We start from the raw sequence: 26,824 nt of genomic DNA, 5'->3' as shown, positions 1-26,824 counted from the left end.
TGCCCACGGCGCAATGTTACCTGCCAGTAGGTTGCGCCCCCGCAGCACTCAGGGTGACACAGCTCACCGACCGGCCGGCGATCAGGCTGGCTCGGCCAACGCGGCCCGGATCTGGTCAATGGCCGCCGCCTCGGTAGGCGCCACCCCGTCGTGCGCCCGGGCCACCCGATCCGCCGCGGCCAACACCAGCGCCCGGTACGCGTCCACGTCCTGCGGGGACTTGTCGCGCAGAATCCGCACCGCCCGCCCCAGCGCCGGCAGCACCACCGACTCGATCTCCAGCTGCGAGTCCCGGGGAAGTCGCGGCAACGGGCCGGTGGTCAGCGCCTCCTTGACAGTCCCACTGGCGTCGGCCAGCGCGCCGGACGCGGCGATGCTCTCCCGGATCACCCCCACGACACCGGGATCGGCGTTGGAGACCAGGAAGACGGCGCCGAAGGCACCGGTCTTGAGGGTCAGCCGCTCCTCGTCCGTCAACCGCTGCTCCATGATCACGGAGTGTAGACGTACGGGGTGGTGGTGGTGACCGGGACGAGGCCGAGCCGCTGGAGGATCGGTCGGCTGTCCTCGGAACAGTCGACCTGCATGAGCGTCCGGCCCCGCTGCTCGGCGAGCCGCGCCCGGTAGTTGACCAGCGCCCGGTAGATGCCCTTGCGCCGCCACTGCGGCAGTGTTGAGCCACCCCACAGCGTGGCGAAACCGGTGTTCGTCGGGAACCGCACCCAACCGGCGCTCACCACCGTCTCGTCCGCCTCGGCCACCACCACGGTGATCGAGTTCGGGTCGGCGTCGATCTCCTTGGCCAGCCCCCACACCAGGTGTGAGCGGTCCGCCTGCCAGACCTCCTCTTCCATGGCGGCGATCCGCTCCAGGTCCTCCCGGTCGGTCACCTCACGCAGGCGTACCCCCTCGGGAACGACAGGAAGCGCGGCGGCCAGCGGCGCGACCGGACCGACCACGACGGTCTCCCGGTCCTCCGGCACGAAGCCGGCGGCGCGCAGGCGGTCGGGCAGGTCCGCCGGTTCGTCGTGTTCGTTGAGTTTCCACTCGACCGACTGGCCGCGCTCACGGAACAGCCGCACCTGCCGGGAGATCAGCTCGTCCAACGCGTCGCCGGTCAACCCGCCCAGGTCGCGGTAGGTGAGGAAGCCACCGGCGTCGAGCCCGATGATCCGGACCAACGGCCCGTCCCGCTCCACCGTCACCCCGGCCGGAACCGGGTCGGGGATCTCCGGGCGGAGCTGGTTGTCGTAGGCGTCGCGCAGGGTCTGTACGTCGAGATCAGTCACCGACCCAGGCTAAGCCGGTTGGGAAGCGGATATTCTCCCACTGTGTGGGAGGTGATCAGGCGCTGGTTCGACCCGGCCGAGCTGGGCTCGGTCGGCGAGACGCCCGACTACCGCTTCTCACTGGCCAACGAACGGACCTTCCTCGCCTGGCTGCGCACCGGGTTGGCGCTGGTCGGTGGCGGGTTGGCCGCCGCCCAGTTCCTGCCCACCCTGCCGATGAGCCACCTGCGCGAGGTGATCGCGGTGGCGTTGCTGCTGCTCGGCGCGGCGGTCGCGATCCGCGCGGTGGACCACTGGGCGCGTACCGAACGGGCCATCCGGCTCGGTGAGGAACTGCCCGCGTCCCGGTTCCCCGCCATCCTGGCCCTCGCCGTCGGCGGCGGCGCGTTACTGCTGGTGGTCGCCGTCCTGATGCGGGCGGTCGGCGGTCGGTGAGCACCGGACGCGACCCGGGGCTGCAACCGGAGCGGACCCGGCTGGCCTGGCGGCGGACCCTGCTCACTGTGACGGTGGTGACCGCGCTCGCCGTCCGGCTGGCGTCGACCGGCGACCCGACCGGCGCGGTGCTCGGTGGCGGGACCGTGCTGGTGTGGGGCGCCCTGCTGGTGCTCTGCTGGCCCCGCGGCACCGGCACCGGTCCGGCCCGCACCGGCGGCCGGACACTTCCCCTGGTCACGGCGGGCACAGTGGTGCTCGCGTTACTGGGAGTGCTGCTGGTGCTGCGCGGACTGTGGTGACGGGATCCGGTGAGCCATGATGGGTGCATGGCCCGGCTTGGCGTACTTCTCTTCCTGGTGCAGATCGTCCTCGCGGTCTGCGCGCTGATCAGCTGTCTCTCCGCCGAGGAGGGCCAGATCCGGGCCCTGCCCCGGATCGCGTGGGTGCTGATCATCTTGTTCTTCCCGCTGGTCGGCTCGATCGCCTGGTTCATCGCCGGCCGCACGCCCAGCCCCGGTGCCCGCGCGGGCTGGCCGGGCGGCACCGGCGGCGCCCAGCGGCAGCGCCCCCGGCCGGTGGCCCCCGACGACGACCCGGAGTTTCTGCGCTCCGTCGAGGAACGCGCCCAGCAGCAGGACCAGGAGCTCTTCCGCCGCTGGGAGGAAGACCTGCGGCGGCGCGAGGACGACCTGCGCCGCCGCGACGGTGATCCGCCGCGTGAGGGTGACCGACCGGAGGTGTGAACGCGCCGCCGCCGCCGGCGCGCGAGCGACGGCGGCGGCGGCGGGTCCGACTCAGGCCAGGTTCGACGACCGGGGGTACGCGTCGGTCGGGTCGGTGAGCACGTTCACCAGGTACGGCACTCCGGAGTCGAACGCGCGCTGGAGCGCCGGGCCCAGGTCGGCCGCCTTGGCGACCGTCTCCCCCGCTCCGCCGAGCGCGCTGACCACCGTGTCGTAGCGCAGCTCCGGCTGGAGGTCGGCGGCCACGTCGTAGCCGTACATGGCCCGCATCGGGTGCTTCTCCAGCCCCCAGATGCCGTTGTTGCCGACGACGATCACCACCGGCAGCTTCTGGCGGACCAACGACTCGACGTCCATCAGCGAGAAGCCGGCCGCGCCGTCGCCCATCAGCACGCAGATCTGCCGGTCCGGGTGACTGACCCGCGCCCCCATCGCGTAACCCATGCCGGTGCCCAGGCAGCCGTACGGGCCCGGGTCCAGCCAGGTGCCGGGCTGGGCCGGCTCCAGATACCGGCCCGCGTACGACACGAAGTCGCCGCCGTCGCCGATGGTGATCGCGTCCGGGGCCAGCACCCGACGCAGCTCGCCGTAGATCCGGGCGGGGCGGATCGGGTCGGTCTCGGCGGCCATCTCGGCGGCGTCGCGGGCCTTCGCCGCGTCCTCGGCGACGCGCAGGTCGGCGATCCAGTCGGTGTGGTCGGCCCGGTCGCCGCTGTGGTCGGCCAGCGCGGAGAGGATCAGGCGCAGGTCGCCGGCGGGGGCAACGGCCGGCTGCACGTGCGTCGCCCGCTGGCTGGGGGCGTCGACGATGTGCACCACCTTGGCGTCACCGAAGTCACCGAAGCTGAGCCGGAAGTCCAGTGGAGTGCCCACCACCACGACCACGTCGGCGCCGGAGAGCGCGGCCCGGCGGGCCTTGGCGAAGGCGAGCGGGTGCTCGGGCGGCAGCGAACCGCGACCCATGCCGTTGGTGAACACCGGCACCTGCAACGCCTCGGCGGCCTCGCGCAGGGCAGCGACGGCGTCCCCCGCGTACACGTCGGAGCCGGCGATGATGACCGGCCGCTGCGCCCCGGCGATGAGCAGCGCGGCGCGGCCGACCTCCTCCGGGTCCGGCGCGATCGGGTCGACGCCCGTCACGCTGGGCAGTTCGACGTCGGCGACCGAGAAGACCGTCTCCAGCGGAAAGTCGAGGAAGGCCGGGCCGCGGTGCGGGGTGAGCGCGGCGTGCAGCGCCGCGCCCACCGCGCGCGGGATGTCGTCGGTGCTGAACACCGTCTCGGCGTGCTTGGTGACCGGCGCGACCAGCGGCAGGTGGTCCATCTCCTGGAGGCTGCCGGAGCCCCAGCGGAACGCGGGTGCCCGGCCGCCGAGCACCAGCACCGGTGAGGCGTTGAAGAAGGCGCTGGTCATGCCGGAGATGCCGTTGGTGACACCGGGCCCGGCGGTGAGCACGGCGAGACCGGGGCGGCGCTGGAGCTTGGCCACCGCCTCGGCGGCGAAGACCGCTGACTGCTCGTGCCGGACGTCGTAGATCGGGAAGTCGATCTTGTACGCGGCGTCGTAGAGCGGGAAGACGTGCCCACCGGACAGCGTGAACATCTCCCGTACGCCGTGCGCGCGTAGTGCCGCGAGCGCCAACTCGCCGCCGTGACCCTCGATCCGCTCCGTCATTCGCCGCTCCCCTTCGTCCCTGGTGACCGAGGCCCCACGCTACTGGCCGGTAGGAGCAATGTGAACCGTTCTCGGCTAATCGTCAGCGGCCGGTGAAGTCCGGCTTGCGCTTCTCGACGAAGGCCGCCATGCCCTCCCGCCGGTCGTCGGTGGCGAACAGCGCCGCGAACAGCTGACTCTCCCAGGCCAGGCCCGAGTTCAGATCCATGTCCAGGCCGCCGTCGACAGCCAGCTTCGCGGCGCGCAGCGCCTGCACCGGCCCGGTCAGGTACGGGGTGATCAACGCGACGGCCGTGTCGTACACCTCGGCGGCCGGGACGACCCGGTCGGCCAGGCCGATCCGCAGTGCCTCCTGCGCGTCCACCATCCGCCCCGACATGATCAGGTCCTTGGCGCGGGCCGGGCCGACCAGGCGGGCCAGCCGCTGGGTGCCGCCCGCCCCCGGGATGATGCCCAGCTTGATCTCCGGCTGGCCGAGCTTGGCGTCCTCGGCGACGACCCGCCAGTCACAGGCCAACGCCAGCTCACAACCGCCACCGAGGGCGTACCCGGTGATCGCGGCGACCACCGGCTTGGGGATCCGGGCGATCGCGCCGAGGGCGCTGGACAGGTTCGCGGCCCGCTCGGCCATGTCCACGTAGGACATCTCGGCCATCTGCTTGATGTCCGCGCCGGCGGCGAAGACCTTCTCCCCGCCGTACACGATGACGGCGCGGACCTCGGGGTCGGCGGTGGCGGCCGTGGCGGCGGCGCGCAACTCCTCCTGCACCTGCGTGTTGAGCGCGTTCATCGGCGGCCGCTCCAGCCGGATCGTGCCGATGCCGTCAGTGGTCTCCAGCCGAACGAACTCGCCCACGCTGCCCTCACTTCCTCGTCGAAGTCGCGTGCCAACCTTACGACCCGGGTCGTTTGGGTAAGTAGTGTGGTGTCAGCCCCGTGGGCGGGAGTTCAACGATGGTCACGTACTACGACGACAGATCGGTGCAGGTCACCTCCACCGGCGTCCGCGTCGACGGTCGCAGTTACGCGCTGGCCGACATCACCATGATCTGGCATCGCCGTGGCACCCGATCCTGGCGCGTGCTGGTGGGGCGGGGTGCCATCGGCGCCGCGCTCGCCGGCCCACTTGTCGCGGCGGTGCTCGGCATCGGCGTGGCCGTCTGGTTGCACCGCTCACCCACAGTGACGATCGCGATCGTCGGCGCGTCGGTCCTAGTCGGGTTGGCGGTGGGGCCGGTCGCCGACTTCCTCTTCGAACACCTGGACCGCTCGTACGCCCGGGGCAGCCGGCAACTGGAGATCTGGGCCCGCTGGCGAGGTCAGCCGGTGCGGCTGCTGCGCACCGGTGACGCGCTGCGCTTCGGGCAGATCTACCGGGCGGTGCAGCGCGCGGTCGAGCACAGCCAACCCGCCCGCCCCGGCATCCGCCGCTAGGAGCGCCTGATCTCCGACAGTGCCTGATCGAGCGGGGTCCGCCTTCGACCGTCAGCGGGCGCATGGTCGATCCATCCCCGACCCGTCGTCAGCGCGGGAGAGGTGCCGCTGCGGGAGCCTTTGGAGTTGATGTCGCAAACGAATCAGGCGGGGGAGGCCGCTTCGACCGGGGTTCTCGACCGGCGGGACACCGCCCTGATGTCGTAGGCGATTCAGCTCCAAAGGACGACCGCACCACCCCGCGTTCCCGGCGCGCTCAGGATGGGACAGACGAGGCGAGGGTTGCCCGTCGGTGGTTAGGCTTAGTGATGACCCTCTATTACCGGGACGACGCGGTGCAGGTGACCTCCGAGTCGATCCGGGCCGGCGGTCACGTGATCGCCCTGTCCGACGTGACGTTCGTCTGGCACGCCCGGGGGCAGAAAACCCTGGCCGTACGCGGCCGGGTGCTGGGTCGCGGTGTCCTGGTCCTGCTGCTCTCGCTGCCGCCGCTGGTCGCCGTGGTCTGCGTGCTGTCACTGGCCTGGTCGGCACAGGACCGGGGCAACTGGCAGCTCGCGCTGATCATCCTCGCCGCCTGCGCGGTGGGGGCGCTGGCGTTGCTGCCGTTCCTGGAGATCCCGTTGGGCTGGCTGGACCGCTCCTACGAGCGCGGCAGCCACGTGCACGAGCTGTGGGTGCAGCACCACGGCCGGGAGGACCTGCTGGTGCGCACCCCGGACGCGCTACGGTTCGGGCAGATCTACCGGGCCGTGCAGCGTGCCGTCGAACAGCAGGGCGACCACTGACGACCACCCGCCGCCGGCAATCTCGTCGGGCGGTTGTGGTGCGGCCGACGCACACTTGATCCCATGGCGATTCCCCTCCCCACCCCGTCCGCCGTGGTCGGCCTGACCCGCTCCGCTCTCGACCAGGCGCTCGGCTCGGCCGCCTCGTTCGCCGCCGTGCCCACCCGCGCGTTCGCGGTGCTGGACGGGGTGGAAGCTCTGCTGGCCCGGATCAACGGCGTGGTCGACCGCATCGAGACGACCCTGGACCGGACCGACCAGGTGCTCACCGACGCCGAGGCGGCGGTCCGTGAGGTGGCCGTCATCAGCGCCGCCGCGACCACCGCCATCGACACCGCCACCACCGTGGCCACCGCCGCCGCCGACGTGGTCGCCGACGCCGACCGGGTCTCCCGGACCGCCGCCACCGTGATCGCCAAGGCAGACGGGGTGGCCGGCCGGGCCGCCGTCACCGTGGGCACCGCGGCGGAGGCCGCCGCCACGGCGGCCGAGCTGATGACGGCGTACGAGCCGGCGCTGCGCCGGGCCGCACCGATGACCGAGCGCTTCGTCGAGCAGCTCAGTCACGAGGAGATCACCGCGGCGATCCACCTGATCGACGAGCTGCCCAAGCTCAAGGAGCACCTGACGGCCGACATCCTGCCGATACTGGCCACCCTGGACCGGGTCGGGCCCGACCTGCACGACCTGCTCGACGTGACCCGCGACCTGAAGCTCGCCGTGGCCGGCATCCCCGGGCTGGGCATGCTGCGCCGACGCGGCGAGAAGCTTGCCGACGAGCCCGCCGGCTGAGCCCTCGACCGCCCGCGCCGGGGGTCAGCAGTCGCAGGTGATCGTCGCGGTGGGGGCGGTCAGGTCGTCGACCGGGCGCCGGGTCAGCCCGGTCTCCGTCACCACCGGCAGCCCCTCCCGCACCCAGTACTCGAACCCGCCGAGCATCTCCTTGACCGGGTAGCCGAGCACCGCGAACTCCAGCGCCGCCCGGGTCGCCCCGTTGCAGCCCGGACCCCAGCAGTAGGTGACCACCGCCGAGCCGGGCGGGATCAGCTCCGCCGCCCGGGCCGCGATCTCGGCGGTGGGCAGGTGCACCGCGCCCGGCAGGTGCCCCTGGGTCCAGGCGGCCGCGCCCCGGGAGTCGACCACCACCAGGGCAGGCGTACCCGCCGACAGGTCGGCGTGCACGTCGCTGACGTCGGTCTCGACGCTGAGTCGGGCGCGGAAGTGGGCGGCGGCGGTGGCCGGTTCGGCCGGCGCAACGGCGAAGGTGAAGGTCATGCACCGATCCTCGCCAGTACGGGTGTCCGCGACGAGTGGCGCGGACGACGTCCTGCGCTAACATCCCGCCATGCCGATCCCGGCCACCACCACCGGCTCCCGCCCACTGCCGACTCCCCGACGCCCGGCAGCCGCGCACCGGGTCGCCGTGCTCGCGTACCCGGGGATGTCGGTGTTCGAGACCGGCATCGTCACCGAGGTGTTCGGGCTGGCCCGGCCCGAGTTCGACGTCGACTGGTACGACCTGGTGCTCTGCGCCGAGCAACCGGGACCGCTGCCGGTGGTCGGCGGCGCGAGCCTGCACACGCCGTACGGCCTGGCCGAGCTGGCGGCGGCCCGGACGGTGATCGTGCCCGGCGTGGCGGACGTGACCGCCGACCCCTCCCCCGAACTGGTGACCGCGCTGCGTCAGGCCCACCGTCGTGGCGCCCGCATCATGTCGATCTGCTCCGGCGCGTTCGCGCTGGCGGGTGCCGGGCTGCTGGACGGCCGGCGGGCCACCACCCACTGGCGGTACGCGGAGCTGCTGGCGCGGCGTTACCCACGGGTCGAGGTGGACCCGGACGTGCTCTACCTCGACGACGGCGACCTGCTCACCAGTGCCGGCAGCGCGGCCGGGCTGGACCTGTGCCTGCACGTGATCTGGGGCGACCACGGTGCGGCGATCGCCAACGCGGTCGCCCGACGGCTGGTCATCCCGCCGCACCGCGACGGTGGGCAGGCCCAGTTCGTCGAGGCTCCGGTGCCCACCGACCCGGACGACGACCGGATCGCCGGCAGCATCGACTGGGCGCTGGCCCACCTCGGCGAACCACTGACCGTGGCCCAGCTCGCCGCGCAAGCGCACATGTCGTCCCGCACCTACCTGCGGCACTTCACCCGAGCCACCGGGACCAGCCCGATCCGCTGGCTGATCGACCAGCGGATCCGCGCCAGCCTGGCAATGCTGGAGGAGACGGACCTCGCTGTCGAGCAGGTCGCCCGGGCGGTCGGCTTCGACACCCCGGTCACCTACCGCCACCACTTCGGTCGGTCCATGCTGACCTCACCGACGGCGTACCGTCGGGCCTTCCGCACCGGCGCTGGCCAGCGGGCCTGACGCGCCGACGCGGTCAGACCGACGCGGCGGGGCGGGCGACGCGGTCAGACCGACGCGTACAGCTCGTCGATCTCGGCACGTTGCGGTAGCGCCACCGACGCGCCGAGCTTGCGGACGCACGCGGCACCGGCCGCCGATGCCCAGCGCACCGCGTCGACCACGTCCCGCCCCTCGCCCCAGCCGACGGCCAGCGCGGCGGTGAACGCGTCACCGGCGGCGGTGGAGTCGACCACGTCGACGGGTACCGCCGGCATGTGCACCTCGGTGCCGTCCCGGTCGACGTACCAGGCGCCCGCATCGCCGAGAGTGAGCACGGCCCGAGGGGTCAGGTCGAGCAGCGCCCGGGGCTCCTCCCGGCCACGACCGGCGAGCGCCTGCGCCTCGCCCTCGTTGACGACCAGCAGGTCCACCGCGGCGAGCAGCTCGGGCGGGAGGTCCCGTGCGGGTGCGGCGTTCAGGATGACAGTGGTGCCGGCGTCGCGGGCGGCCACCGCGGCGGCGGTCACGGTCTGCACCGGGATCTCCAGTTGGGCGACGAGGACGTCCGCCGCGCGCACCGTGGTCAGCTCCTCCTCGGTGAGACCGAGCAGGGCGTCGTTGGCGCCCGGGGTGACCACGATGGCGTTCTCCCCCTGGGCGTTGACCATCACCAGCGCCACTCCGGAGGCGCCGTAGACCACGCGCAGCTGACTGGTGTCCACGCCGGCCGCGGTGATGCGGGCCTTGAGGGTGACGCCGAAGGCGTCCGAGCCGATCGCGCCGAGGAAGGCACAGGAGGCGCCGGCCCGGACCGCGGCCACCGCCTGGTTGGCACCCTTGCCGCCGGGCACCATCACGAAGTCGGTGCCGAGCATGGTCTCGCCCGGTCGCGGCAGCGCGGGTGCCATCGCGACCAGGTCCATGTTGGCGCTGCCCACCACGGCGACCCGGGTCTGCGGCACGATCGTCTCCGCCGGTCCGGCGCTCAGGCGGCGCGGGCCGTGAAGCGGTCGCCGGACCGCTCGACCACCAGCGGCAGCCCGAAGGTCTTGGACAGGTTGTCACCGGTCAGCGTGTCGGCGAGCAGGCCCTGGGCGACCACCCCACCCTCACGCAGCAGCAGCGCGTGGGTGAACCCGGGCGGGATCTCCTCGACATGGTGAGTGACCAGCACCATCGCCGGGGCGTCCGGGTCGTACGCCAGCTCGGCCAGCCGCGCGACCAGGTCTTCCCGACCGCCCAGGTCCAGCCCGGCGGCGGGCTCGTCGAGCAGCAGCAGCTCCGGGTCGGTCATCAGGGCCCGGGCGATCTGCACCCGCTTGCGCTCACCCTCGGAGAGGGTGCCGTAGCGGCGCTCGGCGAGGCCGCCGACGCCGAGTTGACTCAGCAGTGACCGCGCCCGCGCCTCGTCGCCGCGGTCGTAGTTCTCCCGCCAGCGGCCGACCACCGACCAGGCGGCGGTCACCACCACGTCGCTGACCCGCTCGTCGGCGGGCAGTCGCTCGGCGACCGCGGCGGTGGTGAGCCCGATCCGGGTACGCAGCTCGTTGACGTCGGTGCGGCCGATCCGCTCGCCGAGCACGTGCGCGACACCCGTGGTGGGGTGCAGCCGGCCGGCGGCGAGGTTGAGCAGTGTGGTCTTGCCCGCGCCGTTGGAGCCGAGCACCACCCACCGCTCGTCCAGTTCGACACGCCAGGTCAGGTCCTGCAGGAGGGCGGTGCCAGAGCGGCGTACGCCGACGCCGTCGAGGCTGACCACCAGATCCGGGTCCACGAGAGCGGCGGCAGGCGCGGCACCGGCAGCGCCGGGGATCAGGTCACCAGTCACCACACCATCCAACCACGCAGCGCCCAGGCGCCCCCCATGGGCGGCGCCTCGGCCATAGGGTGAGGCACCGTGTCGTTGATCACCAAGTCTGAAGGACGGCCCATGCCCCGTCGACGTACGGAGCCACGCGGATGAGCGCGGTCATCGAGATCGAGGGTCTGCGCAAGACCTTCCACAGCCTGCGCAACGGCCGACGGGTGGCGGTGGACGGCTTCGACCTGCTGGTGGAGGCGGGCCAGGTGCACGGGTTCCTGGGCCCCAACGGCTCGGGCAAGACCACCACCCTGCGCGCCCTGCTCGGGCTGGTACGCGCCGACAGCGGGCGGATGACCGTGTTGGGTGAACCGTCGCCGGAGCTGCTGCCCCGGGTGGCGGGCCAGGTCGGGGCCATCGTGGAGAGCCCGCAGTTCTTCGGCAACTTCACCGGTCACCGCACCCTGCGGCTGTTGGCCCGGGCCGGCGGGGTGCCGGTCTCGCGGGTCGACCAGGTGCTGGATCTGGTGGGTCTGCACGACCGGGGCGATGATCGGGTGAAGAGCTACTCGCTGGGCATGAAGCAGCGCCTGGCGGTGGCGTCCGCGCTGTTGAAGGACCCGCGGTTGCTCATCCTGGACGAGCCGGCGAACGGGCTGGACCCGGCGGGCATCCGGGAGATGCGGGACCTGATGCGATCGCTGGCGGCCAACGGTGTGACGGTGCTGGTGTCCAGTCACATCCTGGGCGAGATCCAGCTGATCTGCGACCACGTCACGATCATTTCGCGGGGACGTCGGGTGGCGGCCGGCCGGGTGGACGAGGTGCTGGCGGGTCACGACCGGCATGAGTTCCTGGTGCGGGTGGCCGAGCCGGAGCGGGCCGTCGAGCTGCTGCACGCGGCCGGCCTGACGGCGGTCGTCGACGGCGAGGCGCTGGTGGTGAGCGGGGTGGGTGACCCGACGGTGGTCAGCCGGGTGCTCGGCGAGCAGGGGCTGTGGGTGGGCGAGCTGACGCCGCTGCGGCCGGATCTGGAGAGCGTCTTCCTGGAGCTGACGGGCGCGTACGGGCCTTCGTCGGTGCCGCGGCAGGTCGACGACTCGTCGCCGCCGCGCGACGGCGCTGTTATCGATCTCGATCGGGGAGTGGACGCGTGAACCTGGTTCGTGCCGAGTTGGAGCGGCTGTCCGCGCGCCGCTTCGTGCAGCTCATGGTCGTCCTGTTGGTCTTCGCGTTCGCCGTCACGGCGGCGACCACGCTGGCTGGCTCGCACAAGCCGACCGCCAGTGAACTGAACTCGGCGCGGCAGCAGGCCGTCGACGCGCGTCGGAGCATGGAGACCACGCACCAGGAGTGCCTGGCCCGCCTGCAGGAAAGGTCGCCGACCGACACGAGCGAGTACTTCGCCGACTGCGCGGATCTCGATCCGGTCCGGCAGGAACGGCTGCCGATCGCCGCCGACTTCCTGCCGGGGGTGTTCAGCTTCGCCGAGCAGGCCGAGTCGCTGCTCTATTTCCTGATCGCGTTCCTGGTGCTGTTCGGCTTCCTGGTCGGCGCCTCCTACATCGGCGCGGATCTGAACTCGGGCGGCGTGGTGAATCTCCTGCTCTGGCGACCGCGCCGGTTGACGGTGCTCGCGGCCAAGTTGGGCACCCTGCTGGGTTCGGTGCTGGCCCTGTCCCTGTTGGCGTCGGTGGTCTACCTCGCCGCCTTCTGGGTGATCGGGCAGAGCGCCGGGTTGCCGGGCCGGTTGGACGGTGACTTCTGGGGTTCGCTCGGCGCGGTGCACGGCCGGGGCATGGTGCTGGTGTTGCTGGCCTCCGCGCTCGGCTTCGCGATCGCCACGCTGGGTCGGCACACGTCGGCGGCGCTGGGGGCGGTGGCGGCGTACGCGGTGGTGTGGGAGTTGGGCGGCCGTCTGGTGCTGCAGATCATCGACGCCCGACGGCCGGACCGATTGATGCTCTCCAGCTACATCGGGGCGTGGCTCAGCGGCGAGTCACGGTTCTTCGACCCGCAGCTCTGTGCCGCCACCGCGGGCACCGGCTACTGCTCGGGCCTCTACACCCTGACCTGGGGCCCGGCGCTGCTGGTGCTGGTCGCGTTGACCGGCGGGCTGACCGTGCTGGCGTTCGCCGTGTTCCGTCGCCGCGACCTGATCTGACGCCGCGCCGGGCCGCCCGTCCCGCGATGGGCGGCCCGGCGCACCGGGACAGCCCGGTACGCGGCAAGGGCTTGCGACTCACCGAGGCGCGGTGAAATATTCCTTCACATGACCGCCGCAGCGCGCTCAGCCGACGGTGGAGCCGAACACCTCGTCGCGCACCGCGTCCAGGGCGGTGCGCAGCGCGCCGTGCAGGATCGGCTCCTCGGTCAGCCCGGTCGGCACCACCCGCGGCTGGACCAGGGTGATCGCGGCGACCTCCTGCTGCACCCGGTCGGCGAGGGCCGCCCCACCGGCCTGGCCCACCTCGCCGGCGAGCACGACGAGCGGTGGGTCCAGCACCACGCAGGTGCTGGCCACGCCGAGCGCGAGCCGGCGGGCCAGTTCGTCGAGCATCGGGCCGCCGTCGGCGCCGGCCGCGACGGCCGCGCGGACCGCCTCGGCGGCGTCGGCGTCCGGGTAGCCGTGCTCGGCGGCCACCGCGCGCACCGAGTCCGCGCCGACCAGCTGCTGGAAGGCCGGCTTGGCGCGCCGGGAGACATCGCGCGGGATGGGTGCGCCGGGCACCGGCAGGTAGCCGATCTCGCCGGCCGCACCGCTGCTGCCGTGGTGCAACCGCCCGCCCAGCATGATCGCCAGGCCGACGCCGGCACCCACCCAGACCAGCACGAAGTCCGCCAGCCCCTGGGCCGCGCCGGACTGCGCCTCGGCCACCGCGGCCAGGTTGACGTCGTTCTCGAAGACCACCGGCGTGTGCAGGTCGTCCCGCAGCGCGGCGAGCAGGCCGCTGTGCCAGCGGGGCAGGTTGAAGGCGAAGGTGATGTCGCCGGTGCCGGGGTCGACCAGGCCCGGCGTGCCGAGCACGATGCGTCGTACGCTGCTCAGCTGCGCCTGGGCGCTGCTCGCCGCCTGCACGACGGCGTTGTGCACCACGCCCACCGGGTCGTCGGTGTCCCGGGTCGACTGTTCCACCCGGCCGATGACGGCACCGGTGATGTCGGCGCACGCGGCCACCACCCGGTCCGGCCCGACGTCCACGCCAACCACGTGCGCGCTGCCCGGGCGGACGGCGTAGAGCTGGGCGTTCGGCCCGCGCCCGCCGGCCTGCTCGCCGACCCGCGCCACGAGGCCGCGCTCCTCCAGCCGCTCGACCAGTTGCGAGGCGGTGACCTTCGACAGCCCGGTCAGCTCGCCGAGTCGAGCCCGGGTCAGCGGGCCGCGCTCAAGGAGCAGCTCCAGTGCGGCACGGTCGTTGAGCGCCCGCAACAGGCGGGGGGTGCCGGGCAGCCGGGTCGCACTCATGACACGTCCTCTAGTTTTAGTAAACTTTGCTAACTGTAAACCAACCTGCGAACGGGTAGCCGTAGCGTAACGGCCACCCGGCGGTGGGACGCTCGGCCAAGTCGGTAGGGCCAGGACCACCACCGGTACGACGTTTCGTACCCGCGGGACACCGAAGGGGGAAGATCACGTGGGGTTGGATCCAGGACTGCGCCGGCTGGCGCTGGGCACGCTCCTCGCCGCGTACCCGGGACCGGTCCCGCCGGACTGGGCGGTCGACCTGCTGGCCGACGGCCTGGCTGGGCACACCCTGTTCGGGACCAACGTGCACGACCCCGCCCAGGTGGCGGCGAGCACCGCCGCGCTGCGCGCCGGTCGGCCGGACGCGCTGATCGCCATCGACGAGGAAGGCGGCGACGTGACCCGGCTGGCGCACGCCACCGGCAGCCCGTACCCCGGCAACGCCGCCCTCGGTGCGATCGGCGACGTGGCACTCACCCGGCGGGTCTACCAGGCGATCGGCGCCGAACTGGCCGCGCTCGGCATCACCGTCAACCTCGCCCCCACAGTCGACGTCAACACCGCCGACGACAACCCGGTGATCGGCACCCGGTCCTTCGGCGCGGATCCGGTGCGGGTGGCCGCCCACTCGGCCGCCGCCGTGACCGGGTTGCAGGCCGCCGGCGTGGCCGCCTGCGCCAAACACTTCCCCGGGCACGGCGCCACCGTCAAGGACTCCCACCACGAGCTGCCCACCGTGGACGCCGCGCTGAGCCTGCTCCGCCAGCGGGACCTACCGCCGTTCGCGGCCGTCGTCGCCGCCGGCGCTCGCGCCGTGATGACCGCGCACATCCGGGTGCCGGCACTCACCGGCGCCGACCCGGCCACCTTCAGCCGCGCCGTCCTGGTCGACCTGCTGCGCACCGAGTACGGCTTCACCGGCACCGTCATCACCGACGCGCTGGAGATGAAGGGGGCCGCGGTGGCCGCCGGCGGCGTCGGGCCGGCCGCGGTCCGGGCCCTGAGCGCGGGCGCCGACCTGCTCTGCATCGGCGCGCGGGTCGACGCCGAGCTGGTCGAACGGGTGGCCGCCGAGATCGTCGACGCGCTCGCCGACGGCCGGCTCGCGATGGCCCGGGTCGAGGAGGCCGCCGGTCGCGCCGCCGATCTCGCCGCCTGGACCCGGGCCGCCAGCGGGTCGCCGGGCACCGAGGACGCCGACCTGGGGTACGCGGCGGCGCGCCGGGCGATCCGGGTGGACGGCCTGCTCACCGGCCTGGACCAGGCACTGGTGGTGCAACTGCACACCGAGTCGACGATCGCCGAGGGCCGGGTGCCGTGGGGCCTCGGTCCGCACCTGGACGGGGTGCCGGAAATCCGGGTGATCGCCACCGAGACCGACCCGGCCACGCTGCGCGGGTTGGCCGGCGACCGTCCCATCGTGCTGGTCGGGCGACACCTGCACCGGCTGCCCGGCGGCCCGGAGCTGATCGCCGACCTGGCCGCGCAGCACCCGGTGACAGTGGTGGAGATGGGCTGGCCGGCGCAGTGGCGGCCAGCGGGCGTCCGCGCCTTCGTCACCACCTACGGAGCGAGCCACGCCAACGGTCGCGCTGCCGCCGAGGCGCTCGGCCTGGCCGGCTGAGCCATCCGTTCCCCGATCGGTGCTCGACCTCATTCGCACGCTCCGTCACTGACCCGCCGACCCGCTCGATCGGGCGAAGAAGCAGGTCAAGTCCACTTCTCGACACTCCGAACCGACAGCTTCAACCTTGCCCCGAGCCTTCTCGATACGTAGCGTGATCGACACGTAGCGGCTCGCCCCCGGGCGAGGCCGTTACACCGGAACCGGGGCCTGGGGGGAGGTTGCGGACCGTGGATCCGGCCCGGGATCCACGGTCCGCGCCCAATGCCGACTCAGCCACGGACCCATCCGCGCCGATCTTGCAGTTTCGGTCGTCGAGATGCGGGCCAATGCCCGCTATGTCGCAACAGAAAACGCAAGATCGCGGGCCGCTTGGGCTGGGGGGCGCGGGTCAGCGCGGATAGACCCCGTACGCGCGCCAGCCCCGGTCCGGGAACCCGGCCGCTTCGGCGACCCGGGCCGAGGCGTGATTGTCCCGCTCGTGCAGGTAGGTGGGCACCGCACCCTCGTCGAGCACCCGCCGTGCCGCCTGGGCCACCAGTCGACGGGCGAGGCCGCGCCCCTGGGCGGCCGGCACGGTGCCAACTGCCAACTCGTGCCCGTACGCGTCGTGTCGTTTGATCCCGGCACCGGCCAGGTAGGCGCCGTCCGGGGCACGGACCACGAGCACCGGCCGATCGAAGAGCCGCAGCCAGGGCGGCAGCCCGGCAGCTGTCGGCTCGGTCCACTCCCCCACATCGGGCAGCGGCGCGGGGGCCACGCTCCACCGGAAGGGGCCGTCGTGTACGCAGAACTCGGGCCGGCCGACGGCCTCCGGCAGCGCGGCGAGCAGGCGGTTCGGCGTACGGCGGGCCAGCGCGCGGATCGCCGCCACGCGGTCCGGCGCCACGGAGAGCACGGCGCTGCGCCCGGTGTCCACGGCGAGCGCGGGGCGCAGTCGGCCATCCCAGGCCGGTTTGGCCCGCCGCTGCGAGGCGACCACGTGCAACCCCGGCCCGGCCGGCCACTGGCCGAGCCAGCTGGCCAGGTGCAGGTGAAGTCGCCGGTCGAGCATGCGCACCTCCCCGGTCACCCGACCCGTCGTGGATCACCGTACGCCCGGACGGCGGGGCCGGGCGCAGGATACGTCAGAGCCGAGTGGGCAAGGGGTACGGGAACCAGGAGCACAAATCGACCGTCATATGTATTTCCATACCTGGACACCTTTCTTTGGGACGGTGAACGCATGCCGATTCAGCCGAACGACCAGTACGAGCAGGACCCCGAGCGACTCTGGCGGGCGGCGGAGGCCGTCGGCGGCAATCCGCCCCAGCCGCGCTACCGGAACCCCCGGACGGTCGGCAGCGGCGACCTGTCGTGGGCCGGGCTGAACAAGCTGCCCGCCGGCAGCTCCAGTCGGCACCGCCTGAACACCCACTGACGCCGGCCGTCACGGCGACCGCCGGGAAGTACGGGGGGCGACACACCGGAGGAGGTCCAGCGGCGGCTTTCGCACACCTGTCGGGTAATTTCTTGTGGTCCCTCATCCCGGCCTACGACAGGAGAAGCTCCGCGCATGGGCAAGAAGACGATCCACGTCTCCGACTTCACCGGCACGGTTCTGCAGCAGGACGACGAGGTGGTCCGCGTCGTCGTGCTGGAGCACCCGGACCTGGTCGCCGGGCCCGTGCAGTTGGACGCCACCCCGGGCGAGGTGGAGAACATCGACGACGCCGCGCTGGACGTGGCGGTGGTCGAGATCCACGACCGGCACGGTGGCGGCGAGCCTCGCCGGGTGGTGCTGACGGCCAGCGAGTTCGACGCGATGGCCACCGACGTGCCGATGGCGCAGTTGCTGAAGACGGCCGAGCGGGTCCGCCCTCCCAAGGCCCGCAAGAGCGCCGAGAAGATCGACTACGGCACGCTGGAGCACGCCGGAAAGCCGCACCGGGGTCGGGTCACCGAGGAGGAGGCGCGGCTGGTGCGCGAGCAGCTCGACGAGGTCAACAAGCGCCTCGCCGACGCGGGCGTACGCCAGATCGACCCGACCGATCCGGAGCACGCCCTGCGGTACGGCTTCCCCGACGTCTCCTGACCGACCCGCGTCAGCGGGCCTTCCCGGCCCGCTGACCGATGGCGGCGTCGGGCTATCGGGCGTCGTCACCTGGTTCGGCGTCGTTGACCGCCCTGGTGGCGTTGACCGCCGCGGCGAGGGCGGCGACCAGGTCGGTCTCGACCGCTGCCTTCTCCAGGCCGAGGTCGGTGAGCACACCAGCGCCGTCCTCCTGTTCGAGCAGGGCGAGCAGGAGGTGCTCGGTGCCGATGTAGTTGTGCCCGAGACGCAGCGCCTCCCGGAAGGTCAGCTCCAACGCCTTCTTGCCGCGTGCGTCGTACGGGATGAGGTCCGGGACCTGCTCGGACCGCGGCGGGAGGACGGCTGCGACCGCCTCGCGCACCGCCTCGGGAGTGACCCCGCGACCGGCCATCACCCTGGCGGCCAGCGCGTCCGGCTCGGCGAGCAGGCCCAGCACCAGGTGCTCGGGGCCGATCTCGACGTTGCCGCTGGCGCGGGCCTCCTCCTGGGAGGCCATCACGACGTTGCGGGCGCGCGGGGTGAACCGGCCGAAGCCGGCGTTGGGGTCGAGCGCGGCCGCGTCGGTCGCCTTCGGCACGAAGCGCTTCTGGGCGGCCTGCTTGGTGACCCCCATGCTGCGGCCGATGTCGGTCCAGGAGGCGCCCGAGCGCCGGGCCTGGTCGACGAAGTGCCCGATCAGATGGTCGGCGACCTCACCGAGGTGGTCGGCGACGAGCACCGCGTCGGTGAGCTGGTCGAGCGCGTCGGTGTGCAGCTTCTTGATCGACTGAATGAGGTCGTCGAGCTTCAGCGCGTTACTCATCTCGCTGGGTTCCGTCATGCGTCAACTATAGGTTGACGACCCCCCTTCGTCAACGCTGGGTTGACGTTTCCGTCTCCGATCACGCACCCGTCCGGGCGTACTCCGGTAGGCGTCGGGCGACGGACGCCGGGGACGGCATGGCGGCGATCTCCTCGGCGACCGCGCGGGCCGCGTCGCGCTGCCCGACGGTGCCGTGCCGGGGCAGCAGCCGGTGGACCTGCTCGGCGACCGCAGCAGCGTCCACCTCCCCGGGGAGGAGCCGAAGACCCAGCCCGGCGGCGGCGAGCACCTCCGCGTTGGCGAACTGGTCCGCGCCCTGCGGCAACAACAACTGGGGTACGCCCGCCGCGAGCGCGCCGAGGGTGGTGCCACTGCCCCCGTGATGCACCACCACGTCGACCAGCGGCAGCAGCTCCGCCTGCGACACCCACCGGTGGACGCTGACCTGGTCGGGAATCTCGCCCAGCTGTTCCACCGGCACCCGGCCGGCCGCGACCACCACCTGCGCGTCCAGCGCCGCCAGACCGGCGATGGCGGTGCGCAGCAGCTCCGGCGTGCCGAACGCGGTACCGAGGGTCAGATAGATCAACGGGCGGGGGGTCCGACGGCTCACCCGCTCGGGCAGCGGAGCCGGCGTCGAGAAGGCGACCGGTCGCAGCTCGATCCGGCGTTCGGTGGCGAGGAAGTCCCTGTCCTGCAGCGACGGCGGCCAGATGTCCAGGTGCGGTCGACCGACGACCTCGGCGTTCCTGGTGGGCAGCTCCAGACCGATGCCCTCGGGAAACATCCGGCCGAACCCGTGCCACAGACCCGGGATGCCAGCCCGGTGGGCCGCCACCGCCGCTCCCGGCAACCCCCACTCGTGCACCACCAGGTCCGGCCGCAGGCGCGCCAACTCCGGTGCGAGGTCCTCGGCGTACACCTCGTAGAAGGCGTCGCCGGGGCGGAACGGCCGCAGGCCGTGCGCGGCCAGTGGCGCGTGCACCTCCGTACCGGCGGCGAAGTGGACCTCGTGCCCGGCGTCCCGGGCGGCGATCGCCAGCGGGATCAACGGATACGTGTGACCGACTGACGCAAGACTGGCGAACAGCACGCGCATGGCGTCGGACCCTACCCGCCACACCGGGGCCCCGTCGCCGGCCCATATACCGTGGGCTCCGGTCGAACGCGGTCACCGGCGGGAAGGGCGGGTCATGCGTCTGCACGTGGGGTGCGCGATGTGGAGTCACCGGTCGTGGCCGGGCCACCGGCTGCCGCCCACGGAGCGCCTGCGGCACTACGCCAGCTGGTGCGACGCGGTGGAGGGCAACACCACGTTCTACGCGACCCCGACCCGGGACACCGTCGCCTCGTGGGCCGCCCAGACGAGCTCCTGCTTCCGCTTCGTCCTGAAGCTCCCCAAGGTCATCACACACGAACGGCGGCTCACCGACGTCGGCGAACCGCTGCGCGCCTTCCTGGACGCGATCGAACCGCTCGGCCCGCGCGCCCACGCCCTCTGGATCCAGCTACCCGGCTCGTTCGCGCCCGGCGACGTCCCGACCCTGGGCCGTTTCCTGCAGCAGCTTCCGCAGTCCCACCGGTACGCGGTGGAGGTCCGCCATCCCGCGTTCTTCACCGACGCCCACCCGGCCCGACTGCTCGGGGCGACCCTCGCCGCCGCCAACGCCGAATGGATCCCCTTCGACACCACCGCCTTCTTCGCCAGCCCACCAACCAGCGACGCGGAACGGGACGCCTGGACCAAGAAACCGCGCGTGCCGCTGCGATCGCTCGCGCTCACCGACCGGCCGATCGTGCGCTACCTCGGTCGCGACGACCCGACGCGCACCGTCGAGGGATGGCAGCGCTGGATCGACGTGACAGTCACCTGGCTGCACGAGGGGCGCTCCCCGACGGTGTTCATCCACACCCCGGACAACTCCGACGCACCGGCGCTCGCCCGCCGGTTCCACGACGAGGTACGGGCGCGCGTACCGGGACTCGCCGCGTTGCCCGAGCCGATCCCGGTCGAGCCGCTGACCCTGTTCTGACCGGGACCGCTCAGCCCTGCTGGTCGAGCAGTTCGTCGAGGTGGGTCGCCGTGCTGATCAGCGACAGATGGCTGAACGCCTGCGGGAAGTTGCCGATCTGCTCGCCGGTCGGCGCGATCTCCTCGGAGTAGAGGCCCAGCGGGTTGCTGTAGGTGAGCATCTTCTCGAACGTCAACCGGGCGTCGTCGACTCGGCCGGCCAGCGCGAGCGCCTGCACGTACCAGAAGGTGCACATGTTGAACGTGCCCTCGGTGCCGGCGAGACCGTCCGGCGACGCGCTCGGGTCGTAGCGGTAGACCAGGCTGTCGGAGACCAGGCCGGTGTCCATGGCGCGCAGCGTCGACTCCCACATCGGATCGGTGGGCGAGATGAAGTTCAGCCCCGGCATCGCCAGCAACGAGGCGTCCAGGATGTCCGAACCGTAGTGCTGCACGAACGCGCGTCGCCCACTGTGGAAACCACGGGTCATGACCTGCTCGTAGATGGCGTCACGCTCGGCGGACCAGCGGGCGATGTCGCCGGGGCGGCCCCGGCGTCGCGCGATGCGGATGGCCCGGTCCAGCGCGACCCAGGACAACACCCGGCCGTACGTGAAGTCCTGCCGACCGGACCGGGTCTCCCAGATGCCGTCCTCGGGTTGGTTCCAGTGCTCACAGAGCCAGTCCATCAACCCGGCCGTCTTGCGCCACCCGTCGTACGGCGCGATCAGGCCGTTGCGGTCGGCCAGCTCCAACGAGACGAGCGCCTCGCCGTAGATGTCGAGTTGGAGTTGGTCCGCCGCGCCGTTGCCGATCCGCACCGGCGCCGAGCCGCGGTATCCCTCCAGGTGGCCCAGCACCTCCTCGGGGAGGTCCGGTGAGCCGTCGATGCGGTACATGATCTGCAGGGGCATGGCGCCGTCGCGTGCCTCACGGATGCGCGCATTGAGCCAGAGCAGATACTTCTGGGCCTCGTCGGTGAAGCCCAGGCGCAGCAACGCGTGCACGGAGAAGGACGCGTCCCGGATCCAGGTGTAGCGGTAGTCCCAGTTCCGCTGCCCGCCGATCTGCTCGGGAAGCCCCGCGGTGGGCGCGGCGACCAGAGCACCGGTCGGCGCGTACGTCATCAGCTTGAGGGTCATCGCCGACCGCTCGACCACCTCCCGCCAGCGGCCCTTGTAGCGGGAACCGCCCACCCACCGTCGCCAGTGGTCACGGGTCTCGGCGAGCAGGTCGCACGCCTGCTCGGTGCTGAGCGCGCGGGGCGCGCGCGGGGCGCCGACCGTCTCCAGGGCAACCCCGCCGATGTCGCCCGCGTGCAGCGTGAACCGCGCGGACACGCCGTCGGCGTCGCGGTGGAAGTCCCCCACGTGGAACGCCCGCTCCACGTCCTTGAACGCGGCGAGGGTGAAGGTCAGCGTCGGGCTCCGGAAGAGGTCACCCTCGGGGTGCACCTCCAGCTCGAACGGGTCGCGCCCGTAGTTGAACCGTGGGCGGCACTGGACGCGGAACCGCATGGTCCCCCGCACCATCCGGACCAGCCGGATCAACCGGTGCTCATCGGTGGCCTGCGCTCCCGTCACGGGCATGAAGTCCAGCAGCTCACCGACACCGTCGGCGGTGTGGAAGCGGGTGATCAGGATTGGCGTGCCGGGCAGGTAGAGCTGTTTGCTCGTGTAGTCGACACCGTCGGGCGAGAGCTGGAAGTGGCCTCCGTTGCGGCGGTCCAGCAGCGCGCCGAAGACGCTCGGCGAGTCGAAGCGGGGCGCGCAGAACCAGTCGACAGTGCCGTCCGTGCTGATCAGTGCGGCGGTCTGCAGATCACCGATCAGACCGTGGTTCTCGACTGCCGGGTAGCTCTCCACGCTGTCCCCCGCCGCTCGTACGGGCAATGGCGGGGACTACCCGTGAGCTGACGAAAGATGCCGCCCGTCGGTGTCGGTTCCGGCCCGGGACGACGCGTACCGTCGACATCACCCCGTCCCGGCACCACCGCCATCGACGAGAGGACAACCCATGAGCCTGCGCGGATTTGCCACACTCAACATCTGGGCGGACGACGTGGCAGCGGCCACACGGTGGTACGCGGATCTCCTCGGCGTCGAGGCGTACTTCATGCGCCCGGGCCCCGACGGACGCCCGGCCTACACCGAGTTCCGCATCGGGGACTACCAGGCCGAGCTGGGCATCATCGACCGCAGGTTCGGGCCGGCCGGCGCGGCGAGCGGGCCCGGCGGCGTGGTGATGCACTGGCACGTCGACGACCTCGACGCGACCGTCGAGCGGCTGTTGGCGATGGGCGCCACCGAGTACCAACCGATCACCGCGCACGGGGACGGCGGGTTCATCACCGCGTCGGTGGTCGACCCGTTCGGCAACGTGCTGGGTGTCATGCAGAACCCGCACTACCTCGACGTCCTCGCCGCATTGAAGGCGGAATGACGGTTAGTGGGCGGGATTCGGGGTGTGCGGTAGTTTGCCCAGCTGACGCCAGTTCGTCTCGGCGACGTCGACGCCGTAGTGCTTGGCCGCGGCGAGGATGTTCTGGAAGGCCAGGTCGCGGTCGGCGTCGGTGACGCCCTGCACCTGGTCGAATCGGGCGATGGCGTTGCGGACGTGACCCGCGTCGGTCATCGGCTCCTTGCGTTTCCCGGGGAACGCGAAGACGCTCTCCGGCAGCTCGCGCTTGTCCTTGTCCGACAGGGTGCCGTGCTTCTCGTGGGGCTTCCAGGTTGATGTCATCGCCCAGCATTACCCGCACGCGGCCCGGTAGCACCTCCGGAGCCGGCATTATCCGGACGATCGCCACCGACAAGATCCATACCATGCCGGCACCACCGGGTGGAGCCGAAGCCCTTCACTGGCTGTCCTTTGTGGAGTGCGAGCATTGCCGGCATGGATATTTACGAGGATTCCCGTACGGTGTCCCGCTCCGACCTGGCCGCCTGGCTGCGCCAGCTGGCGAACCAGCTGGAGTCTGACGGGCGGCTCTTCTACGGCGCGGCCGGCGCGGTGACCGTCGCGGACACGGTGCGCTGCGAGCTGGAGATCGAACGGGAGAGCGAGACGGAGGTGTCCGTCGAGATCGAGTTCTCCTGGACCGAACCGGCGCGCGTCACGGTGGCCGACGAGCAGGAGCCCGCCAAGGACGCCGAGGCCGCCGAGCCGGCCGAGACCACGCCGGAGCCCGCCAGCTAGCGACGTCGGCGGCGCCGAGCCGGGCGCCGGACCTGTGACAACTCGGGCTGTCACGAGCAGCCGGGGGCCAGGCCCGTGTCGGCCTGGCCCCCGGGGTCTGGTCGGTCAGCTACGCAGCGTCCACTGCTGGTTCGTGCCGCCGTTGCAGGACCAGAGGATGATCTTGGTGCCGTTGGCGGTGGCAGCGCCATTGGCGTCGAGGCAGAGCCCGGACTGGGCGTTCGTGATGGTGCCGTTGGCGTTGACGTTCCACTGCTGGTTCGCACCGCCGTGGCAGTCCCAGATGATGACCGCGGTGCCGTTGGCCGTGCCGGCCCCGGAGGCGTCCAGGCACTTGTTGCCGTACACGGTCAACTGCTTGCTGGCGGTCTGGGTCCACCGCTGGTTGCTGGCGGTGGAGCAGTCCCAGAGCTGGGTCTGGGTGCCGTTGGTGGTCGAGGAGTTGGGCACCTCGACACAGCGGCCGGACTGGCCACCCACGAGCTGCCCGTTGCCCGTACCGCTGCCACCGCCCTGCTGCTGCCGGACGATCGACGTCGACTCGGCCGACCGGTTGCCCTGGGCGTCGACGACGTAGAGCCGGTACTCGCCCTGGGTGCTCGGCACGGCGATGGACGTCGCGGTGCCGGACGCCCTGGTCATCGTCGCGCCGGCGGTGAAGGTGGTGGTGCCGTACGGAGCCAGCCAGACCGACTTGGCGGCGTCGCCGGTGCTGCGAATCGGGATCGACGCGGTGGCACTGGTGACGAAGGTGCTGGCCGGCAGCACGTAGTTCGGCGCGGAAAAATTGCTCGCCGGAATGATGTCCCGGTACGCGTCCTCCAGACCGGAATTCGCGGCGATTCCGTACGCCGTGGCCGGCCAGACATAATCCGAGGAGACGATGATGTCGCCGATCGTGCTGTTCGGCAGGTTCTTGTTCGAGACCTTGTTGATCGGCCCGTAGATCTGCGTGATGCTCAGGTCGTGCTTCCGCCCGAAGTCGTCTGAGTTGATCATCCAGGTGACGTTCTTGTCGATGCTCAGGACATTGTCCCGGAAGGTGATGAACGCCGATCCCTCATCCGGGTGCAGGCCGTACTTGTGGCCGGACGGAACACCCTGGAGGTAGTTGTTGGTGATGGTCGTTCCGGGCTGACTACCGAGCGTGTAAATGGGCGCTGTGTCGCTGAGTCGCTGCACCGTGTCGATGATGTGGTTGTAGCTGATGGTGTTGTTGCGCGCCGTCGTGGTCGGTCGGTTCGGCACGATCGAGCCCGACGATCCGTCGAAGTTCCACCAGCCCCAGCCGAGCGTGATGCCGGACCACGGGGCTTTCTCGATCCGGTTGCGCTGGATGGTGAGGGTGTCGGCGAAGTACGCCGAGATCGGGCTGTGCCCGTTGAACAGCACCGCGCTGTCGTACAGGTAGTTGTTCTTGATGTCGATGTTCTTCGGCAGCCCCTCGACCGACGCGGAGTACTTCTCCCGGTTGGTCGACGTGCCGTCTCCGATGTAGACGTGCTGGGGATGGCCGACATTGATGGCCGACCCGGCGATGTCGTTGGTGGCGTTCCCGATCAACTGGGTGCCCTGCACGTCGTTGACCATGCTGATCCCGTCGGCGCCGGTGTGCTCGATCCGGTTGCGTTGCAGCAGGAGGCCGTCGGCGTTCTGGATCTGGACGATGGCGGGGGTGACATCCACGTTGCGGTAGTAGTAGACGTGGAAGTTGCCCTTCGCGTACACCTGCGCTCCGAGGTTGCCCTGCTGCGCCTGCTTGAAGGACGATCCGGCGACGTTGAACAGATTCCAGTCCGAGTGCCGCACCGTCAGCCCGGAGAACGTGATGTTGCGGGCATGGCTGGTCGTCGAGGTGCCGGCGACCCGGAGCACCGTGGTGACGTTGTTCGGCGCGTAGACCGTCGCTGTCGACATGTTCTCGGCGCTGGTCTTGTAGTAGTAGACCGTCTTGGTGCCCTTGTCGAAGTAGAACTCGCCGGGCGCGTCCAGGAACTCGTACGCGTTCATGAGCTTGTGGGTGCCGCCGACCTGGGCGTTGCCGTTGAACGCGCCCTGGGCGATGGCCGCACCTGGTTGCTGGAAGAGGGCGACCCGGTTCGCGCCGTCGGTGGTCACCTGCCGGACGCCGACGATGGCCGTGGTCCAGGTCGTGCCCGTCTCGATCTCGATGTCGTCCTGGTTGCGCGCGATGGCGGGGAAGTCGTTCTGGTTGTACCTGGCGCCGTCGCACTGCGACCCCGACTCCCAGGCCCACGCGGCCTGGCCGGCCGTGATGTTGTACGTCCCGAAGCACCCGCCCGAGCTGACCGTCTTGGTCGCCATGACCGCGCGCTTGTCGTTGACGTAGAGCGCCCGCAGCTTGTTGGCGCGGTCGAGGGGGGCCTTCCAGATGTTGCCGCTGTGCTGGGTCCACCCGGTCACCTGGACGCCACCGTCAAGGATCGGCTTCTCGTTGGAGTAGGCCCCGTAGCTGACCCGGAATCCGTTGGTGCCGGAGTCGCTCGCCCCGAATTCGATCGTGCTGCTCACCGGATAGGTGCCGCCACGGAGATAGACGTTGATGTCGCCGGTCATGTTCGTGCTTATCGGGCGGACGACGTCCCGGGCCCGTTGAATCGTCTTGAACGGGGACTGCAACGTGCCTGGGTTGGCGTCGTTGCCGTCCGGGGCCACATAGTAGGTCGCCTGGACTGCGGCCGAGGCCGGCAGTTGGTGTGCCAGCACGGCCGGCAGCGTGGCGGCGACAAGCGCCGCCACCGCCAACAATGACGTTCGCGCGGTGGATATGGCTGACTTCACGTCTGTTCCTCTCACTGGTCGTCGACGTGTGGGTGCCCAATGTGGGTATCGAGCGACGAGTACGGAACAGGGACGCCACCAAGGCCGGCGGGGACTTTCGTCGCCCCGACCGCACTCTTTGTTAACCGCCCCGAAATTCTTAGTGGGAGCGTAGGTCACACGTCTGACCAATGCAACCGTCAATTGGGGGGCGTCTATGCCTAAATGCACCCGGACCGGGCAGATCGGCCAGAGTGCTCGGGCACCCCCGGGTGCGTCGTCCGACGAATCAGCGCCGACGAGCTGCCCCTCGCCGAATGTCGGTGCCACCAACTACGCCGACTCGGG

Annotated in this window: 29 protein-coding genes; 15 read left to right on the top strand and 14 right to left on the bottom strand. The window is 71.4% G+C overall.

What is annotated here, in order from left to right; all coding sequences use genetic code 11:
- Positions 1-81: 81 nt before the first annotated feature.
- On the bottom strand, positions 82-495 hold the full coding sequence (locus tag KBX26_RS09385; protein ID WP_030331095.1) for a hypothetical protein: 414 nt from the start codon (positions 493-495) through the stop codon (positions 82-84).
- Positions 492-1,289, bottom strand: coding sequence for a GNAT family N-acetyltransferase (locus KBX26_RS09380; RefSeq protein WP_030331097.1), 798 nt, complete (start codon positions 1,287-1,289; stop codon positions 492-494). The genes KBX26_RS09385 and KBX26_RS09380 overlap by 4 nt, the downstream gene beginning before the upstream one ends.
- 42 nt (positions 1,290-1,331) lie before the next feature.
- Between KBX26_RS09380 and KBX26_RS09375 the strand changes: the two genes are divergently transcribed.
- From KBX26_RS09375 to KBX26_RS09365, 3 genes are read left to right on the top strand one after another with little or no spacing between them, the layout of a single operon-like run.
- Positions 1,332-1,724, top strand: a complete 393-nt coding sequence (locus KBX26_RS09375) for a YidH family protein (protein ID WP_030331099.1) — start codon at positions 1,332-1,334, stop codon at positions 1,722-1,724.
- A complete protein-coding gene (locus KBX26_RS09370) occupies positions 1,721-2,026 on the top strand; it encodes a DUF202 domain-containing protein (protein WP_210865188.1) in 306 nt (101 codons plus the stop codon). The genes KBX26_RS09375 and KBX26_RS09370 overlap by 4 nt, the downstream gene beginning before the upstream one ends.
- A gap of 27 nt (positions 2,027-2,053) precedes the next feature.
- Complete coding sequence (locus KBX26_RS09365; protein WP_210865187.1) at positions 2,054-2,470, top strand: PLD nuclease N-terminal domain-containing protein; 417 nt, start codon at positions 2,054-2,056, stop codon at positions 2,468-2,470.
- Between the two features lie 51 nt (positions 2,471-2,521).
- Here the strand turns inward: KBX26_RS09365 and KBX26_RS09360 are convergent, their stop codons facing one another.
- Entirely contained in the window at positions 2,522-4,144 is a 1,623-nt protein-coding gene (locus KBX26_RS09360; protein ID WP_210865186.1) for an acetolactate synthase, read from the bottom strand.
- 82 nt (positions 4,145-4,226) lie between these two features.
- Positions 4,227-5,000 (bottom strand): enoyl-CoA hydratase/isomerase family protein, encoded by a 774-nt coding sequence (locus tag KBX26_RS09355; RefSeq protein ID WP_210857847.1) that lies wholly within the window; start codon positions 4,998-5,000, stop codon positions 4,227-4,229.
- Positions 5,001-5,098: 98 nt separating this feature from the next.
- Here KBX26_RS09355 and KBX26_RS09350 point away from each other — a divergent pair, with 98 nt between their 5' ends.
- From KBX26_RS09350 to KBX26_RS09340, 3 genes are all read left to right on the top strand, one after another.
- Positions 5,099-5,578 (top strand): DUF6232 family protein, encoded by a 480-nt coding sequence (locus KBX26_RS09350; protein WP_210857846.1) that lies wholly within the window; start codon positions 5,099-5,101, stop codon positions 5,576-5,578.
- A 308-nt stretch (positions 5,579-5,886) separates the two neighbouring features.
- Entirely contained in the window at positions 5,887-6,366 is a 480-nt protein-coding gene (locus tag KBX26_RS09345) for a DUF6232 family protein (protein ID WP_030331106.1), read from the top strand.
- Positions 6,367-6,429: 63 nt separating this feature from the next.
- Positions 6,430-7,158 (top strand): hypothetical protein, encoded by a 729-nt coding sequence (locus tag KBX26_RS09340; RefSeq protein ID WP_030331108.1) that lies wholly within the window; start codon positions 6,430-6,432, stop codon positions 7,156-7,158.
- 24 nt (positions 7,159-7,182) lie between these two features.
- On the opposite strand, the gene KBX26_RS09335 is transcribed toward KBX26_RS09340, so the two are convergent.
- Positions 7,183-7,641: a rhodanese-like domain-containing protein gene (locus tag KBX26_RS09335; protein ID WP_030331110.1), complete on the bottom strand. Its 459-nt coding sequence runs from the start codon at positions 7,639-7,641 to the stop codon at positions 7,183-7,185.
- 70 nt (positions 7,642-7,711) lie between these two features.
- Here KBX26_RS09335 and ftrA point away from each other — a divergent pair, with 70 nt between their 5' ends.
- Entirely contained in the window at positions 7,712-8,740 is a 1,029-nt protein-coding gene (ftrA, locus tag KBX26_RS09330; protein WP_210865185.1) for a transcriptional regulator FtrA, read from the top strand.
- A 44-nt stretch (positions 8,741-8,784) separates the two neighbouring features.
- Here the strand turns inward: ftrA and KBX26_RS09325 are convergent, their stop codons facing one another.
- A complete protein-coding gene (locus KBX26_RS09325) occupies positions 8,785-9,681 on the bottom strand; it encodes a ribokinase (protein ID WP_210865184.1) in 897 nt (298 codons plus the stop codon).
- A gap of 23 nt (positions 9,682-9,704) precedes the next feature.
- Positions 9,705-10,547 (bottom strand): ABC transporter ATP-binding protein, encoded by an 843-nt coding sequence (locus KBX26_RS09320; protein ID WP_030331116.1) that lies wholly within the window; start codon positions 10,545-10,547, stop codon positions 9,705-9,707.
- A gap of 131 nt (positions 10,548-10,678) precedes the next feature.
- Here KBX26_RS09320 and KBX26_RS09315 point away from each other — a divergent pair, with 131 nt between their 5' ends.
- Positions 10,679-11,677 carry an ABC transporter ATP-binding protein gene (locus KBX26_RS09315; RefSeq protein WP_210865183.1) on the top strand — a complete coding sequence of 333 codons (999 nt, stop codon included), beginning with the start codon at positions 10,679-10,681 and terminating at the stop codon, positions 11,675-11,677.
- Entirely contained in the window at positions 11,674-12,684 is a 1,011-nt protein-coding gene (locus KBX26_RS09310; RefSeq protein WP_210865182.1) for an ABC transporter permease subunit, read from the top strand. Before KBX26_RS09315 ends, KBX26_RS09310 begins: the two co-directional genes overlap by 4 nt.
- Before the next feature lie 126 nt (positions 12,685-12,810).
- Here KBX26_RS09310 and KBX26_RS09305 read toward each other — a convergent pair whose 3' ends face one another.
- On the bottom strand, positions 12,811-13,986 hold the full coding sequence (locus KBX26_RS09305) for an ROK family transcriptional regulator (protein ID WP_030331123.1): 1,176 nt from the start codon (positions 13,984-13,986) through the stop codon (positions 12,811-12,813).
- Positions 13,987-14,155: 169 nt separating this feature from the next.
- Here KBX26_RS09305 and KBX26_RS09300 point away from each other — a divergent pair, with 169 nt between their 5' ends.
- Positions 14,156-15,610 carry a glycoside hydrolase family 3 protein gene (locus tag KBX26_RS09300; protein WP_030331125.1) on the top strand — a complete coding sequence of 485 codons (1,455 nt, stop codon included), beginning with the start codon at positions 14,156-14,158 and terminating at the stop codon, positions 15,608-15,610.
- Between the two features lie 391 nt (positions 15,611-16,001).
- Here KBX26_RS09300 and KBX26_RS09295 read toward each other — a convergent pair whose 3' ends face one another.
- On the bottom strand, positions 16,002-16,664 hold the full coding sequence (locus KBX26_RS09295) for a GNAT family N-acetyltransferase (RefSeq protein ID WP_210865181.1): 663 nt from the start codon (positions 16,662-16,664) through the stop codon (positions 16,002-16,004).
- A gap of 171 nt (positions 16,665-16,835) precedes the next feature.
- Here KBX26_RS09295 and KBX26_RS09290 point away from each other — a divergent pair, with 171 nt between their 5' ends.
- Both KBX26_RS09290 and KBX26_RS09285 read left to right on the top strand, forming a co-directional pair.
- Positions 16,836-17,030 carry a DNA repair protein gene (locus KBX26_RS09290; protein ID WP_210865180.1) on the top strand — a complete coding sequence of 65 codons (195 nt, stop codon included), beginning with the start codon at positions 16,836-16,838 and terminating at the stop codon, positions 17,028-17,030.
- 135 nt (positions 17,031-17,165) lie between these two features.
- The gene (locus KBX26_RS09285; protein WP_030331132.1) at positions 17,166-17,684 is read left to right on the top strand and encodes a hypothetical protein; all 519 of its coding nucleotides are present in this window, start codon (positions 17,166-17,168) and stop codon (positions 17,682-17,684) included.
- A 52-nt stretch (positions 17,685-17,736) separates the two neighbouring features.
- Here the strand turns inward: KBX26_RS09285 and KBX26_RS09280 are convergent, their stop codons facing one another.
- Positions 17,737-18,504: a Clp protease N-terminal domain-containing protein gene (locus KBX26_RS09280; protein ID WP_030331134.1), complete on the bottom strand. Its 768-nt coding sequence runs from the start codon at positions 18,502-18,504 to the stop codon at positions 17,737-17,739.
- 61 nt (positions 18,505-18,565) lie between these two features.
- Positions 18,566-19,585 (bottom strand): glycosyltransferase, encoded by a 1,020-nt coding sequence (locus KBX26_RS09275; protein WP_210865179.1) that lies wholly within the window; start codon positions 19,583-19,585, stop codon positions 18,566-18,568.
- A 118-nt stretch (positions 19,586-19,703) separates the two neighbouring features.
- On the opposite strand from KBX26_RS09275, the gene KBX26_RS09270 reads away from it, so the two are divergent.
- Positions 19,704-20,519 carry a DUF72 domain-containing protein gene (locus KBX26_RS09270; protein WP_209444547.1) on the top strand — a complete coding sequence of 272 codons (816 nt, stop codon included), beginning with the start codon at positions 19,704-19,706 and terminating at the stop codon, positions 20,517-20,519.
- 10 nt (positions 20,520-20,529) lie between these two features.
- Here KBX26_RS09270 and KBX26_RS09265 read toward each other — a convergent pair whose 3' ends face one another.
- Positions 20,530-22,362 carry a glycoside hydrolase family 15 protein gene (locus KBX26_RS09265; protein WP_030331140.1) on the bottom strand — a complete coding sequence of 611 codons (1,833 nt, stop codon included), beginning with the start codon at positions 22,360-22,362 and terminating at the stop codon, positions 20,530-20,532.
- A gap of 151 nt (positions 22,363-22,513) precedes the next feature.
- Between KBX26_RS09265 and KBX26_RS09260 the strand changes: the two genes are divergently transcribed.
- Positions 22,514-22,939 (top strand): VOC family protein, encoded by a 426-nt coding sequence (locus KBX26_RS09260; protein WP_210865178.1) that lies wholly within the window; start codon positions 22,514-22,516, stop codon positions 22,937-22,939.
- Between the two features lie 3 nt (positions 22,940-22,942).
- Here the strand turns inward: KBX26_RS09260 and KBX26_RS09255 are convergent, their stop codons facing one another.
- Positions 22,943-23,239 carry a DUF6582 domain-containing protein gene (locus tag KBX26_RS09255; RefSeq protein WP_210857980.1) on the bottom strand — a complete coding sequence of 99 codons (297 nt, stop codon included), beginning with the start codon at positions 23,237-23,239 and terminating at the stop codon, positions 22,943-22,945.
- Between the two features lie 153 nt (positions 23,240-23,392).
- Between KBX26_RS09255 and KBX26_RS09250 the strand changes: the two genes are divergently transcribed.
- Entirely contained in the window at positions 23,393-23,695 is a 303-nt protein-coding gene (locus KBX26_RS09250) for an amphi-Trp domain-containing protein (RefSeq protein ID WP_210857979.1), read from the top strand.
- 105 nt (positions 23,696-23,800) lie between these two features.
- Here KBX26_RS09250 and KBX26_RS09245 read toward each other — a convergent pair whose 3' ends face one another.
- Positions 23,801-26,497 (bottom strand): RICIN domain-containing protein, encoded by a 2,697-nt coding sequence (locus tag KBX26_RS09245; RefSeq protein ID WP_210865177.1) that lies wholly within the window; start codon positions 26,495-26,497, stop codon positions 23,801-23,803.
- Positions 26,498-26,824: the final 327 nt, after the last annotated feature.

The organism is Micromonospora sp. C97 (assembly GCF_018070385.1).
Classification (GTDB): domain Bacteria; phylum Actinomycetota; class Actinomycetes; order Mycobacteriales; family Micromonosporaceae; genus Micromonospora; species Micromonospora parva.
The sequence above is the reverse complement of the archived record's forward strand: the minus strand, read 5'-3'. Positions and strand labels throughout refer to the sequence as shown.

Excerpts from the sequence above, each read along its gene's own strand:
- KBX26_RS09365 (WP_210865187.1), top strand. The coding sequence starts at position 2,054 with ATGGCCCGGCTTGGCGTACTTCTCTTCCTGGTGCAGATCGTCCTCGCG.
- KBX26_RS09360 (WP_210865186.1), bottom strand. The coding sequence starts at position 4,144 with ATGACGGAGCGGATCGAGGGTCACGGCGGCGAGTTGGCGCTCGCGGCA.
- KBX26_RS09350 (WP_210857846.1), top strand. The coding sequence starts at position 5,099 with ATGGTCACGTACTACGACGACAGATCGGTGCAGGTCACCTCCACCGGC.
- KBX26_RS09345 (WP_030331106.1), top strand. The coding sequence starts at position 5,887 with ATGACCCTCTATTACCGGGACGACGCGGTGCAGGTGACCTCCGAGTCG.
- KBX26_RS09340 (WP_030331108.1), top strand. The coding sequence starts at position 6,430 with ATGGCGATTCCCCTCCCCACCCCGTCCGCCGTGGTCGGCCTGACCCGC.
- KBX26_RS09335 (WP_030331110.1), bottom strand. The coding sequence starts at position 7,641 with ATGACCTTCACCTTCGCCGTTGCGCCGGCCGAACCGGCCACCGCCGCC.
- ftrA (WP_210865185.1), top strand. The coding sequence starts at position 7,712 with ATGCCGATCCCGGCCACCACCACCGGCTCCCGCCCACTGCCGACTCCC.
- KBX26_RS09315 (WP_210865183.1), top strand. The coding sequence starts at position 10,679 with ATGAGCGCGGTCATCGAGATCGAGGGTCTGCGCAAGACCTTCCACAGC.
- KBX26_RS09305 (WP_030331123.1), bottom strand. The coding sequence starts at position 13,986 with ATGAGTGCGACCCGGCTGCCCGGCACCCCCCGCCTGTTGCGGGCGCTC.
- KBX26_RS09295 (WP_210865181.1), bottom strand. The coding sequence starts at position 16,664 with ATGCTCGACCGGCGACTTCACCTGCACCTGGCCAGCTGGCTCGGCCAG.
- KBX26_RS09290 (WP_210865180.1), top strand. The coding sequence starts at position 16,836 with ATGCCGATTCAGCCGAACGACCAGTACGAGCAGGACCCCGAGCGACTC.
- KBX26_RS09285 (WP_030331132.1), top strand. The coding sequence starts at position 17,166 with ATGGGCAAGAAGACGATCCACGTCTCCGACTTCACCGGCACGGTTCTG.
- KBX26_RS09280 (WP_030331134.1), bottom strand. The coding sequence starts at position 18,504 with ATGACGGAACCCAGCGAGATGAGTAACGCGCTGAAGCTCGACGACCTC.
- KBX26_RS09275 (WP_210865179.1), bottom strand. The coding sequence starts at position 19,585 with ATGCGCGTGCTGTTCGCCAGTCTTGCGTCAGTCGGTCACACGTATCCG.
- KBX26_RS09270 (WP_209444547.1), top strand. The coding sequence starts at position 19,704 with ATGTGGAGTCACCGGTCGTGGCCGGGCCACCGGCTGCCGCCCACGGAG.
- KBX26_RS09260 (WP_210865178.1), top strand. The coding sequence starts at position 22,514 with ATGAGCCTGCGCGGATTTGCCACACTCAACATCTGGGCGGACGACGTG.
- KBX26_RS09255 (WP_210857980.1), bottom strand. The coding sequence starts at position 23,239 with ATGACATCAACCTGGAAGCCCCACGAGAAGCACGGCACCCTGTCGGAC.
- KBX26_RS09250 (WP_210857979.1), top strand. The coding sequence starts at position 23,393 with ATGGATATTTACGAGGATTCCCGTACGGTGTCCCGCTCCGACCTGGCC.